This window comes from Quisquiliibacterium sp. (genome assembly GCF_982640115.1).
The window spans coordinates 1-12,323 of the sequence record NZ_CEXFHW010000117.1; the positions used below are offsets into that span (position 1 = coordinate 1).

Below are 12,323 nucleotides of genomic sequence, written 5' to 3' on the forward strand. Positions count from 1 at the left end.
CAGGGTGGTTTCGATCATGTTGGTGTCTTTCATGTTGGACTCGACGTTTGAGAGGCGGTTGGCGCACGATGCGGTTCGGCCGGTTCTCCTGGATGCGGCGCGGGTCGCGGCCGGGTGTCCACGGGCAGGCACAGCAACCCCGTCAGCAGTGCCAGCACGCCGTGCAGCAGGTAGAGCGCATCGAAATCGTTGCGTTGCAGGGCCGCGTTGCCGATCAGCGCAACCGTGAGCGCCACCCCGAGCACCGAGCCGATCTGTCGTGTGGCCTGGTTCACGGCGCTGCCGACGGCGTAGTGAGCCACCGGGAGGCGGTTGACGGCCGCAGCCGACAACGACGGCAGCACCAGGCCGACCGCGATGCCGCTCATCACCAGGCCGGGAAGCCAGTGCGAGACGTACTGCGCCTCGGTGCCGGGCACGAGGAGGAACCACAGACTGCTGACGGCGTACAGCAGGGAGCCTCCGACCAGGAAGCGGCGGTGGCCCAGCCGCGTGGCCAGCCGGCCCGTGATGATGGCCGTCGGCATCACCAGCAGCGGTCCTGGCGTCACGGCCAGGCCGGCCTGCGGCAGGCTGTAGTGCCAGACGTTCATCATGAAGAAGAAGAACGTCAGGAACATCATCGAGAACGCCGCCCCGAAGACCAGGGTGGCGGCGTTGACGAAGCGGTAGGTTCGGTGGCGAAACAGCGCGAGATCCACCAGAGGCGCCGGGGCCTTGCGCGCCCAGGCGACGAAGGCGCCGGCGGCGACGAGTCCCGTCGCGCCGAGCAGCGCGAGTTCGGTGCGATTCCAGCTCGGCGCCTCGGATTCGACGATCGCCAGCGTGACGGCGCCCACGGCCAGCATCAACAGCGCCATGCCGACGCCGTCTACCCGCCGGTGGCTGCCGACGTGGGCCGATTCGGTCAGCAGCGCCGCGCCTCGCCACAGGGCCAGGCCCCCGAGCGGCAGGTTGATGTAGAAGGCCCACGGCCAACCCAGGGTGTCGATCACGAAACTGCCTGCGCTGGGTCCCACCGCTGCGGCGAGGCCGCCGACCGCCCCCCACAGGCTGACGACAACTGCCCGTTGCGTCTGCGGGAACGCAGCGAGAACGATCGACAGCGAGGCGGGGGTCAGCAGTGCGGCCCCGATGGCCTGCAGCACACGCGCGGCGATCAGCCAGCCCACGGTTCCGGCCAGACCGCAGGCCGCCGAAGCCGCCAGGAACAGCGCCACGCCGACAAGGAAGATGCGCTTGCGTCCGTGCGTGTCGGCCAGGCCGCCGGCGGGAATCAGCATCGTCGCGTAGACCACCGTGTAGGCGTTCAGCACCCATGAAAGGTCCGCAGCCGAGGCATCGGCGAAGGCATGCCGCAGCGGGTCGAAGGCTGCGAACAGCATCGTCGTGTCCAGCGATACCAGGAACGTCGCGATGCTGGCGACCCAGAACACGGGCCAGGGGGATGAGGGGGCGGCACCGGGTCGCGGCAGCGCGTGGGTGGTGGCCATGCTCAATCCCCCGCCCGCAGCGGCACGCCCGGGTACGCCGCAAGGCCGGGCTTGAATGGTCGTGCGACATCCTCAGCGAGGAGGGTCGCAACAACGGGTTCCTGGATTTTCATGGCTGGGCCTTCATATGATGATCATCATATTTGTGAATGAAGCGGTAAGCATGGCGTGTGAACCGCCACATCCGGTCAGCGGTGCGCGATGTGGTCGTAGCGCTCGATCAGCGACCGACGCGTTTGGGCCAGAATGTCACGACCTGCTTTTGCGCCGAGGGTGCGAGCAAGCTGCAAGGCGCCGACCATCGTGGACGCCACGACGACTGCCTCGCGATCCTCTGTGCCGCTCGGTAGCGCTGCGCGTACGAGATCGACCATCGCGGCAACCCTGCGGCGGGCCTCGTCGCGAACCGCCTCGTGCTGACGCGTCATCTCGGACGCCAGGGCGGCGATGACGCAACCGTCTTCGGTCCGCGCGATGTGGGCGTCGTGCAGGTAGGTTTCTATCAGTGCACGAAAGCGCGTGCCGCCTTGCCGCAGACGACGCTCCATTCCCTCCGAAAGCGAGGCGAGGTTGTCTCGACCTGCGCGCTGCATCGCCTCGACGAGCATGGCGTCGCGCGATTCGAAGTGGGCATAGAAGCCGCCATGCGTCAGACCGGCTTCCTTCATGATGTCGGCCACCCCGACGCCACGGTACCCGGCGCGTCGAACAGCCCGTGCCGCCACATCAACGATGCGGTGATGGCTCAGCTCTTTTCGTGTTGGAGTCCGGATCATCATGCCAGCGACATTACGAGCATCATATTTTGGTGTCAACCGGGCTTCGAGCGCGACAGGTACCAGGACGTGCCCGGTACCTCGGTTGCTCTCAGGGCTTGATGTAGGCCGCGCCTTCCTTCTGCAGTTTCGCGATGCGCACCACGCCCGAGGGCGTGAACTCGGCTTCCTGGATGAACTGTTCCTTCTTCAGGTTGCGGTTACGCAGCGTGATCTCGCAGATCTCGAAGCGCACCCCTCGCGCGCGCAGCGCCGCCACCAGTGGCGCGTACTCGGTACCGCCCGCGTGTTTCTCGCCGTCGATCAGCATGTCCACGCCGTTGGCGTGCGTGACCACGGTGATGCGGGCCGAGGGGTCGGTGTCGACATGGTTGCGCACATTGCGCAAGCCTTTCAGGCCCTGCGTGGCGGCGTCGTCGATGTGGTAGACCACGGCGTCCTGTGCCCAGGCGTGGGGCGTTGAAAGGGCGACTGACGAGACGAGGGCCGCGGCGGCCAAGGTGCGTAGCGTCATCATTTTCTCCTCGAGCCAGGCCAGTGGGTCGTTCCTTGGATCTCGTCTCAGCGCATCCAGCGGGCTGCGGCCGTCGGCAGGCCCTCTGCCGCCCGACGAAGCCGGCCGAGCGCGGCCATCTTTGCCGCATCAGCGGGATCGACCGAGGCGATCAGCTTGCTGAACCCGTCCAGCCGACACGCCCGTATCCAGGCCCGCAGTCGCGGGTCCTGGTTCCAGCGGCCCTGGTTCATCAGGTTGACGATGGTGGCGCGCGGCACATCGTCCACGCTGTCGGGCAGCGGCACGGGGATGCTCATCGCGTTGCGTGCGGGGTCGTTGTCGCCATGCGCTTCCAGCCATGCCGCCAGCGCGGCGCTGAACGCGGGCTGTGGGATGCGGGTCATCTGAAGCACGATGCGCTGTGGCTGATACACCGGCACCGGCGGGCGGCGGGTCACGGCGCGGGCCGTGCAGTCGATGAAGAGGCTGTCTTTCGGCACCGTGACGCGGGCATCGGCAAACACCAGCGCCTCAGGTTCGATCGCCTTCACCGGCCCGTGTCGCAGCACACGGGTGATCTGCTGCAGCAGCGCGATCTCGCCCGTGGAGATGGTCGCGTAGTGGAACATCGTCGGCCGCACCGCGTGGTCGAGCCGCAGCATCTGGCCGCCTTGCTCGAGCTGGTCGAACCAGCCGTTGGCATCGGTGGCCGACAGCAGGGCTTCCATCTGCAGCGCCTGGCCTGCGATGACTTCCTCCAGGAAGGCCATCAGCGGTTGCGTGCCACGGCGATTGAGCATCCAGCTGTCTCGGGGTCTTACCCACTGGATACGATCGGGCGGTGCGCCGCTCTGCAGCAGGTAGACACCCGCATCCATGGCCGTCTTTCCGGCGCCCAGGAGGATGAAATTCGAGGGCAGGCGGTTCGACTGCTTCCACAACTGCGGCAGGTCGTTGGGCGTGACCAGCCATGCGCCGTCGGCCACCGGGAAGGCGGGCCGATGGGTGGAGGGCACCGTGGTCCCGTAGTAGGTCGCATCCACCAGCCGTCGCCGCACCTGCACGGTGGTCTGCTGACCCGAGAGCAGGGAGCGCAGCCGGTGGCTGCCGCCGTCGGCTCCGGGCTCGAGTTCGGACAGGGGGTAATAGCGAACCCGGCCGCTGGCCAGCAGGCGCTCGCGCATCACCCGCTGGAAATACGCGCTGACCTCGGCGCCCGTAGCCAGTTCCAGGAAGCCGTCGTTCAGGCCACCGGCATCGACCCGGTCTGAGCCCAGCGGCATCGAGGCCACACCATAGAAGGCCGAGGGCTGGTGCAGGGCCACGAACGGATACGCGTCGTTCCAGTGGCCCCCGGGCAGCCCGTGCCGATCGACGATGACGATGTCCGCATCGGTCTCGCTGAGCAGCGTGTCGGCGAAGGCCAGGCCAACGGCCCCGGCGCCCGCGATCAGGTAGTCGGTCTCGATCTTGCTCATGCCGGTGGATTCCCTTCCGATGGTCGGGCCGAGGGCGCGTCTTCCCAGTAAGCCGGCAATCGAGCCGCCAGCCATTTCGCCAGCGCCGCGTTGACCGCGACCGGCTGCTCCTGGGCCATCCAGTGACCGGACCGGACGACGACCTCGGTGAGGTCCGCGCAGTCGCGGCGCATCGGCTCGGCGAGGGCCGATTGCAGCGTCTCGCAGGTGGTGTCATAGGCGCCGTGGAGGAACAGCACCGGCATGCTGAGCTTGCCGCCGTTCTTCGATGTCCGCGCGTAGGCGACATTGGCGGGGCCGTTCATGTACCAGGAGTCGGGTCCGAAGAAGCCGTTGCGCGTCAGCGCCTCGGTGTAGGCATCGAGATCGGCTTCGGTGATGACATCCGGGTCGCGCGGCACATCCGGACAGGCGCCTGCGCCAAACCATCCGCCTGCCTGTCGCACCGACGCCAGCCGGCTCGGCTGGCCGACCGCGTTCGGATCGCCCTTGCGGAACAGCGCCTTCACCACATTCCGGATGTTCGCCTCGAAACCCTTGCGGGCGGTGTCGAAGCTTTCCTCGTAGAAGAGCTGATAGTCCCACTGGCCGACGGGGTAGCGGTTCTCGGGATAGAGCCGGCGATCGACCAGCGGCGCGAGATTGACGACGCTGAATCCGTCGGCGAGGTAGGGCACGCACAGGCTTGCGACACCGACACAGGCCTCCGGATGATGCGAGGCGATGTTCCAGACGACGGGGCCGCCCCAGTCGTGACCGATCCAGACCGCGCGCTCGCGGCCGAGCGATGCCAGCAACTCGAGCATGTCGGTGACGATCAGCGACTGCGCGTAGTCTTCGTGGCGCTGGTAGGTGCTCGATCGGCCATAGCCGCGCATGTCGGGCGCGATGCAGCGAAAGCCCAGGTTGGCGAAGACCGGGAGCTGATGGCGCCACGAGAGCGAAAGCTCGGGCCAGCCGTGCACGAAGATCATCAGTGGCGCGGCTTTGGCGCCGCAGGCGAGATAGGCCGTGGTGTGACGGGACGAGGTGAAGCTGTGCTGGGTGATCGAATGTTTCATGCTCTCGATCCCATCGTCGCATCCACCTCTCGCGCCCCCAGCCGCAGCCGAGGAATCAGCTCCCGCCCGAAATCGGTCACGTCGTTCACCGGATCGAAGCCGCGGATGAGGAAGGAGTGGATCCCCAGGCGGTAGTAGCGCAGCATCGCCTGCGCCACCTGCTCGGGGGTGCCCACCAGGCAGGTGGAGTTGCCGCGGCCGCCGGCGAGCGCTGCCACCGGCATCCACAGGCGCTCGTCGTGCACGTCGCCGCGCGAGGCGATGTCCACCAGCCGCTCGGCCGAGGCATCGAGCGCGCGGGTGGGCAGCGCGCCACCGTCCTTCAGGTCCTGCAGCACCTTCGCGGCCTTGTCCCAGGCCTCGCCCTCGGTGGGCGCGATGATCGGTCGAAACGACATGTTGAAGCCCGGTGCGGGGCGCCCCAGCGCGGCCACGCGGCGGCGGAAGTCGTTCATGCGCTGCTCGGTCTCGGCCAGCGGCTCGCCGTACATCGCGAACACATCGCAGTGCGCCGCGCCCATGACCAGCGCGCCCTCCGACGACCCGCCGAAGAAGAGCGGGGGATAGGGCTTTTGCAGCGGCCGCGCGTCGCTGCGCACATCGGTGAACCGGTAGAAGCGCCCTTCATGGTCGAAGGGCGTCTGCGCGGTCCAGACCTTGCGCATCACGGCGAGGTATTCGGTCGCGCGCTGATAGCGCTCCTCCTTGGGCGTGAAGTCGCCGTCACGCTGCATGTCTTCGTCGGTGACCCCGGCGATGATGTGCAGCGCCAGTCGCCCGCCCCAGAGCGCGTCGAAGGTGGACACCGTGCGCGCGGCCAGCGTGGGCACCAGCACGCCCGGTCGGTGGGCAATCAGAAAGCCCAGCCGCCGGGTGTGCGCTGCCGCATGGGCGGCCACGCCGAAGCCTTCGGCCGAGCTCGAGTAGTAGCCCACCAGCACCAGGTCGAAGCCGGCGTCCTCATGAGCCTGCGCGAACTCGGCCAGAAAGCCCGGCGAGATGCCGCCGGCGATCACATGCAGGGTGTTCCCCTTCGGCGGATCGACGCCGATCATTCCGATGATGCGTACGGGCACGATGGCCTCCTTCAGTCGGCGAGTCTCAGGCTGCGTCCAGGAGGCGTGCGGTCATCCCCTGGCACTTCAATCGCGACCCTTCCCGGACCCGGCCGCTGCCGGCTCGGTGCTGCCTTCGATCTCCAGCCAGATCTCGTTGCGGCGCAGGAACCAGGGGGTGAACGGCGGGTTGTAGCGCGCGAGGGTCGGTTCGCCCACGGGCTGCAGACGAGCCGCACCGAGCGCGGCCCGGAGCCGGGCGAGATGCGTGTCGTGATTGTCCTGGGTCCAGAACCCCGAGTAGCGGATTGCCGCGATCCGTTTCCCGGGCATCTCCCGCAGCTCAACACGGGGGTCGAGCGGTTCGGGCGCCGACGCCAGCGTGACGGTTTTCGGCAGCACGAACTGCACCACGAAACCGCCGGGGGAGGGTGACTGCGTGACCGGGGCTGTCATGTCCATGCGGACGGGGACGGCAGCCTGCGTCACGGGTGCCGTCATCTCGAGCTTGCGGGCACCCTTGTTCCTGCCGAAGATGTAGCCGGCCAGGATGGGGAAGGCCTCGTTGCCGGCGCGCTCGGCCGGGCCCGAGACCCTGACCTGCGCCACCACATAGGCCGCGTACTGCCGCACCTCGGCACCGTCGAGCTGCTGGATGACCTCGTAGTCGGGCTCTTCGATGGCCGCCGCTCCGAACGGAATCAGGGCCAGCAGGAGGGTGCTCAGCAGGGCTCTCATGGTGGCGATCTCCGTGTGGCAGCCAGTGCTGCGGCTCGCTCGCTGCCGGCGCTCAGGTCAGATACCGGATCAGGTACAGGCTGATGCCCGGAAAGAACAGCAGCAGCAGGGTGCGCAGGGTATCGCTGATCAGGAAAGGCGTGATGCCCTTGTAGCTCTCGCTCAGCGGCACGTCCTTGGCCATGCCGTTGACCACATAGACATTCAGGCCCACCGGGGGCGCGAGCATGCCGAAGCCCACCGTCATGAGCACCATGATGCCGAACCAGATTGCGGTGTGTTCCGGGGTCATCCCCAGGTTCAGCTTCATGATGATGGGGAAGAAGATGGGGATGGTGAGCAGCAGCATCGACAGCTCGTCCATCACCGCACCCAGCACCACATAGAGCAGCAGGATGCCGCCCACCACCATGAGCGGCGCCAGATTCAGGCTCACCACCATCTCGGCGAGCTGGGCTGGCACCTGGGTGCGCGCCAGGGCGGCGTTCATCACATCGGCGCCCATGAAGATCATGAAGATCATGGCCGAACTCAGCGCCGTGGCGTGGAAGCATTCCAGGAACTTCGCCTTGTTCAGCTCGCCCTTGAGCAGCGCCGCCAGAAAGGTGGAGGTGGCGCCCACCGCGGCACCCTCGGTCGGCGTGAAGAAGCCGGCATAGATGCCACCGAAGACGACGATGAAGATGGTGGCGATGGGCAGGATGCCCTTGAGCGACTCGAAGGTGAGCTTCTCGACTTCCTCGCGCTCCGGGGCGTGACCCGGCACCAGGCGGACATAGATCGCGATCGCGATCATGTAGCCGGTCATGGCGATGACCCCGGGGAGCATCGCCGCCGCAAACAGCTTCGCGATGTTCTGCTCGGTCAGGATGGCGTAGATCACCAGTGGCACCGAAGGCGGGATCAGGATGCCCAGCGTGCCCCCGGCAGCCAGCGTGCCGGTGGAGAGCCGCCCGGAGTAACCATGGCGCTTCATCTCGGGCAGGGCCACGCCGGTGATCGTGGCGGCCGTGGCCACCGACGAGCCGCAGATTGCGCCGAAGGCCGCGCAGGCCAGCACGGCGCTCATGGCCAGGCCACCCTTGAACCGGCCCATGACCGCGGCGGCGAAGCGGAACAGCGCCTTGCTGATGCCGCCCTGGGTGGCGAAGTGCCCCATCAGGATGAACAGCGGAATCACCGAGAGGTCGTAGTTGGCCAGACGCGCAAAGGCCAGGTTGTTGATGAAGTTGATGAAGGGCGAGAGGCCCGACTGCAGCACGAAGCCGGCCGCGCCGGCGATGAACATGGCGCCTGCGATGGGCACACGCAGCACCATCAGGGCCAGCATCAGGCCGAAGATCAGCAGGGCGAGCTGGACCGGACTCATCGCGCCTCCTGCGTGTCGGCTGCGAGCTGGCCGAGGGCCTGCGTGCCGGCGATCACCCCGGCCAGCGCCAACGGCAGGCACATGCTGGTCAGCACGATCCAGTCCGGGAAGCCGAGCAGCATCGATGCACCCATGTTCTCCTTGGCGCCGAGCGCAGCCACGCCGCAGCGCCAGGCGATCAGCAGGAAGATGACGGCCATCAGCAGATCACCCGCCCGATCGAGCCGGTGACGGGTGAGGTCGCTGCACCGGGTGGTGAAGAAGTCGACGATGATGTTGCCCCGCCGCAGCTGGCACAGCGGCATGAAGAAGGCGATGGCGCTGCCCGATCCGATGGCGGTGAGTTCGAAGTCACCGATCAGCGCCTTTCCGAAGAAATTGCGGCCGATCACGCTGTAGCAGGTCATCAGCATCAGCGCGATCATGATCAGGCCGCCGATGATGCTGCAGAGTCTGGCGAGTCGCTCCAGGGGGGCCGGTGGCATCATGCTGTCGGTGTCTTGGCGAATCGGGTGAGGGGAGGCACTGCGTTTGAACGCGCGGCCAGCCAGTCGCCGGGCGTGCGTCAGGCCGCTGCGCTCGGTCGACTTCGGCGAGGATAGCAGCCTGCCGCGCCCACGCCCCTTTCCGCCCGGTACAAGCCCCTGCGCTGATCCACCACGGCCATGACCCGATTCCTGTTCCTCGCGATGGCGCTGTTCTGCCTGCCCGTGCATGCCCAGTCCGGGGATGCGATCCTGCGCTTCGTCGCGCTTGGCGACCTGCCCTATGGTCCGCCGGAAGTCTCACAGGCGCCGTACCGGGCCCTCATCGATCGGATCAATGCCGTTCAGCCCGGGTTCTCCATCCATGTGGGCGACTTCAAGTCGGGCTCCACGCCCTGCAGCGACGAGGAGTTTTCCCGCCAGCTGGAGAACTTCCAGCGCTTCGCCGGAGCGCTCATCTACACCCCCGGCGACAATGAGTGGACCGACTGCCATCGCCCGAGTGCCGGTGGCTTTGATCCCCTCGAGCGGCTGGCGACGCTGCGCAAGCGCTTCTTCGTGGCGGGTCGCTCGCTGGGCGCCAGGCCCATCATGCTGGAGAACCAGTCGGTCCTGATGCCGGCCTTCGGCGCCTTCATCGAGAACCAGCGCTGGCAGCATGCGGGTGTGACCTTCGCCACGGTTCACATCGTCGGCAGCAACAACAACCGCGATCCGCGCGAGCCGCGGGCCCTGGCCGAGTTCGACGCGCGCGAGGCTGCCAATGCCGCCTGGATCGCGTCCACCTTCGAGGCGGCCCGCCGTGCCCAGTCCGTGGCCGTGGTCGTCGCCTTCCAGGCCGATGTGTTCGAGTCTGCCCGCCCCTGGGACGACTTCCCGCCGGGCTCCGGTTTCATCCGCAGCGTGGCCCAGACCCTGCTGCCGCTGGCCCGGGACTGGAACAGGCCGGTGCTCGTCATCCACGGGGACACCCACCGATTCAGGGTCGACCAGCCGTTCGCCCTCGAGGGCAAGCCGTTGTTGCAGGTCACCCGGCTGATCGTGCCGGGTGCCCGCGATGTCCGTGCGGTCCGGGTGACTGTCCGCGGGGACGGCGGTTTCGGCTTCGAGATCGTTCAGGCCGCTGTGCCCTGACCGCGCCTTGCCGGCAGGTGCAGGCAATCCTGCACTCAGGCAGGTTTTCGAACTGCAGCCACCTGTCGTTTCAGGGCGAGCGGCGCTAGGCTGCGCGCAAGCCCTGAGTGGCAGCCCTGAGCATTCCCGGGGGCGTCACCAGCCCACGAAGGCGTCACCGAAGGAATCCCGATGGATCCGAGCGTCATCCTGCATGGGCTGGTCGCGGGCTGTCTCTACGCGCTGGCCGGCATCAGTCTGAACATCCTCTATCGGCCAACCAACACCTTCAATTTCGCGCAAGGCGACCTGATCATGATCGGCGCGATGGTCTGCGCCGCGCTGCTGGGCACCACCACGCTGCCCTGGTATCTGTGCGCAGCCCTGTCGATGATGCTCACCGCGGGCATCGCGTGGCTTACCTACTTCGTCGCCATCGCGCCCATGGTCAAACGCAAGCATGGGGTGGGCTGGATCATCAGCACGCTGTCGGTGTCGCTGATTCTGCAGGATCTTGCCGGCAAGCTCTTCGGTCCCGATCCCCGGCCGGTGCCGCCGCCGCCGCCGATCACCACCGAATTCCATCAGATCGGGCCGCTGGAGATCAGCGGCTATCAGGTGATGGTTGTGCTGTTCACCGCGGCCATGGTCGCGGCCACCGGCTATTTCTACACCCGGCGCACCGGCAAGGCGGTCAACGCGGTCGCCGAGGACCGCGAGGCGGCGCTGTTGCGCGGCATCGATCCCAACCGCCTGTCGTGGCTCTCCTTCGTCGTGGGTGGCGTGGTCACCGGCATCATCGGCATCCTGGCTGCGCCCATGCTCTATGCCTCGGTGGCGCTCAGTCCCCTGCTGGTGATCAAGGGTTTCGAGGCGGTCGCCGTGGGCGGAGTAGGCAGCATGCGCGGGGCGGTGCTGGCCGGATGTCTGCTGGGCATCGTCGAGGCGGTGAGCGGGGCGCTGCTCGCGCCGGGCTACCAGCATGCCGCCACCTTCGTGGTGGTGCTGGCCATCCTGCTGGTCAAGCCTGCCGGGCTGATCGGCACCACCACCGCGCGGGTGGTCTGACATGGTCGCCTCTGCACTGCAGCGACGCGGCCCGCTGCCCGCCTACCTCGCCTTCGTCGTTTTGGTCGGCACGCTGCCCCTGCTGGTGCGTGGCGAATTCGTGCTCTTCCTGGGCACCCAGATCGCCATCTACTTCCTGGTGGCGCTCGGCCTGAATCTGCTCTCGGGCTATGGCGGGCAGATCTCGCTGGGGCATGGCGCGCTGTTCGCCATCGGCGCCTACGCCGCAGCGATCTGCATGGTCGATCACAAGCTCTCGTTCTGGCTTGCCGCGCCGATCGCCATCGCCCTGACCGCCGGGGCGGGCGCGCTCATGGCCCTGCCGGCCTTTCGCCTGTCCACCTGGTACTTCGCCCTGATCACGCTCGGCTTCGCCAATGTGATCGGCGGGCTGCTGACCGAGCTGCGCGAGCTCACCCACGGCTTTGCGGGCATCGTCGGCGTGCCCAAGCCGGTGGTGTTCGGCCACACCCTCAGCCAGGGCCAGCTCTACTGGTTCCTGCTGGCGGTGTGCCTGCTGGCCTTTCTGGGCGTCCGCAATCTGATCCATTCCCGCTTCGGGCGCGCCCTGCTCGGGCTGCACGACCACTCGGTGCTGGTGCGCGGCGTGGGCGCCTCGCTGGTGCGCCTGAAGATGCAGGCCTTCGTGATCAGCGCCGGTCTGGCCGGTCTGGCCGGCACCTTCATGGCTGTGCACAAGACGGTCATCACACCCGATGATTTCCCCACCGACCTCTCCACCTTCTTCCTGCTGGTGGTCGTGCTGGGCGGGATGGCCCGCCTGCATGGCGCGCTGGTCGGCACCCTGATCTTCTTCATCGTGCCCGAGCTGCTGGCCGAGCTGCACGACTGGCGGCTGCTGATCTACGGCACCTCGCTGCTGCTGCTGATCCTGTTCGCGCCCTCGGGCGTGGCGGGGGGCATCGAGAACCTGGTGCGCAAGCGGCGCGCCGCCCGTGCCGGCCCGGTGACCGACGAGCCGGCAGCCGGCGCCAGCCTGCATGCCATCCAGGGTGCGGCGCTCGAGGTCTCCGCGGTGTCCAAGCGCTTTGGCGGCATCGCGGCGCTCTCCGATGTGTCGCTTTCCCTTCAGCCCGGCAGCGTGCACGCCATCGTCGGGCCCAACGGCTCGGGCAAGACCACCCTGCTCAACCTGATCAGCGGCTACTACCCGATTGAAGACGGCATACG

Annotated in this window: 12 protein-coding genes; 3 read left to right on the forward strand and 9 right to left on the reverse strand. The window is 67.4% G+C overall.

Annotated features, from left to right (window positions below):
* Positions 1–29 precede the first annotated feature (29 nt).
* The 9 genes from AC2H6A_RS13125 to AC2H6A_RS13165 all read right to left on the reverse strand — a co-directional run bounded on the left by AC2H6A_RS13125 (position 30) and on the right by AC2H6A_RS13165 (position 8,951).
* On the reverse strand, positions 30–1,493 hold the full coding sequence (locus tag AC2H6A_RS13125; protein ID WP_484274049.1) for an MFS transporter: 1,464 nt from the start codon (positions 1,491–1,493) through the stop codon (positions 30–32).
* A gap of 188 nt (positions 1,494–1,681) precedes the next feature.
* Positions 1,682–2,272 carry a TetR/AcrR family transcriptional regulator gene (locus AC2H6A_RS13130; RefSeq protein ID WP_484274050.1) on the reverse strand — a complete coding sequence of 197 codons (591 nt, stop codon included), beginning with the start codon at positions 2,270–2,272 and terminating at the stop codon, positions 1,682–1,684.
* Between the two features lie 88 nt (positions 2,273–2,360).
* Positions 2,361–2,783: a DsrE family protein gene (locus AC2H6A_RS13135; RefSeq protein WP_484274051.1), complete on the reverse strand. Its 423-nt coding sequence runs from the start codon at positions 2,781–2,783 to the stop codon at positions 2,361–2,363.
* Between the two features lie 47 nt (positions 2,784–2,830).
* The gene (locus AC2H6A_RS13140; RefSeq protein WP_484274052.1) at positions 2,831–4,243 is read right to left on the reverse strand and encodes a Rossmann-fold NAD(P)-binding domain-containing protein; all 1,413 of its coding nucleotides are present in this window, start codon (positions 4,241–4,243) and stop codon (positions 2,831–2,833) included.
* On the reverse strand, positions 4,240–5,304 hold the full coding sequence (locus AC2H6A_RS13145) for an alpha/beta fold hydrolase (protein ID WP_484274053.1): 1,065 nt from the start codon (positions 5,302–5,304) through the stop codon (positions 4,240–4,242). The genes AC2H6A_RS13140 and AC2H6A_RS13145 overlap by 4 nt, the downstream gene beginning before the upstream one ends.
* Complete coding sequence (locus AC2H6A_RS13150) at positions 5,301–6,380, reverse strand: LLM class flavin-dependent oxidoreductase (protein WP_484274054.1); 1,080 nt, start codon at positions 6,378–6,380, stop codon at positions 5,301–5,303. Before AC2H6A_RS13150 ends, AC2H6A_RS13145 begins: the two co-directional genes overlap by 4 nt.
* Before the next feature lie 66 nt (positions 6,381–6,446).
* Entirely contained in the window at positions 6,447–7,097 is a 651-nt protein-coding gene (locus tag AC2H6A_RS13155; RefSeq protein ID WP_484274055.1) for an SOUL family heme-binding protein, read from the reverse strand.
* Positions 7,098–7,149: 52 nt separating this feature from the next.
* Positions 7,150–8,466 carry a TRAP transporter large permease gene (locus tag AC2H6A_RS13160; protein ID WP_484274056.1) on the reverse strand — a complete coding sequence of 439 codons (1,317 nt, stop codon included), beginning with the start codon at positions 8,464–8,466 and terminating at the stop codon, positions 7,150–7,152.
* Positions 8,463–8,951 (reverse strand): TRAP transporter small permease, encoded by a 489-nt coding sequence (locus tag AC2H6A_RS13165; protein WP_484274057.1) that lies wholly within the window; start codon positions 8,949–8,951, stop codon positions 8,463–8,465. Before AC2H6A_RS13165 ends, AC2H6A_RS13160 begins: the two co-directional genes overlap by 4 nt.
* Before the next feature lie 180 nt (positions 8,952–9,131).
* Here AC2H6A_RS13165 and AC2H6A_RS13170 point away from each other — a divergent pair, with 180 nt between their 5' ends.
* The 3 genes from AC2H6A_RS13170 to AC2H6A_RS13180 all read left to right on the forward strand — a co-directional run.
* On the forward strand, positions 9,132–10,085 hold the full coding sequence (locus tag AC2H6A_RS13170; RefSeq protein WP_484274058.1) for a hypothetical protein: 954 nt from the start codon (positions 9,132–9,134) through the stop codon (positions 10,083–10,085).
* Between the two features lie 171 nt (positions 10,086–10,256).
* The gene (locus AC2H6A_RS13175; protein WP_484274059.1) at positions 10,257–11,132 is read left to right on the forward strand and encodes a branched-chain amino acid ABC transporter permease; all 876 of its coding nucleotides are present in this window, start codon (positions 10,257–10,259) and stop codon (positions 11,130–11,132) included.
* 1 nt (position 11,133) lies between these two features.
* Positions 11,134–12,323 (forward strand): branched-chain amino acid ABC transporter permease (locus tag AC2H6A_RS13180; protein ID WP_484274060.1); only part of this gene is annotated, 1,190 nt, incomplete at its 3' end.

Coding starts and splice junctions, on each gene's coding strand:
- AC2H6A_RS13125 (WP_484274049.1), bottom strand. CDS start 1,493: ATGGCCACCACCCACGCGCTGCCGCGACCCGGTGCCGCCCCCTCATCC.
- AC2H6A_RS13130 (WP_484274050.1), bottom strand. CDS start 2,272: ATGATGATCCGGACTCCAACACGAAAAGAGCTGAGCCATCACCGCATC.
- AC2H6A_RS13135 (WP_484274051.1), bottom strand. CDS start 2,783: ATGACGCTACGCACCTTGGCCGCCGCGGCCCTCGTCTCGTCAGTCGCC.
- AC2H6A_RS13140 (WP_484274052.1), bottom strand. CDS start 4,243: ATGAGCAAGATCGAGACCGACTACCTGATCGCGGGCGCCGGGGCCGTT.
- AC2H6A_RS13145 (WP_484274053.1), bottom strand. CDS start 5,304: ATGAAACATTCGATCACCCAGCACAGCTTCACCTCGTCCCGTCACACC.
- AC2H6A_RS13155 (WP_484274055.1), bottom strand. CDS start 7,097: ATGAGAGCCCTGCTGAGCACCCTCCTGCTGGCCCTGATTCCGTTCGGA.
- AC2H6A_RS13160 (WP_484274056.1), bottom strand. CDS start 8,466: ATGAGTCCGGTCCAGCTCGCCCTGCTGATCTTCGGCCTGATGCTGGCC.
- AC2H6A_RS13165 (WP_484274057.1), bottom strand. CDS start 8,951: ATGCCACCGGCCCCCCTGGAGCGACTCGCCAGACTCTGCAGCATCATC.
- AC2H6A_RS13170 (WP_484274058.1), top strand. CDS start 9,132: ATGACCCGATTCCTGTTCCTCGCGATGGCGCTGTTCTGCCTGCCCGTG.
- AC2H6A_RS13175 (WP_484274059.1), top strand. CDS start 10,257: ATGGATCCGAGCGTCATCCTGCATGGGCTGGTCGCGGGCTGTCTCTAC.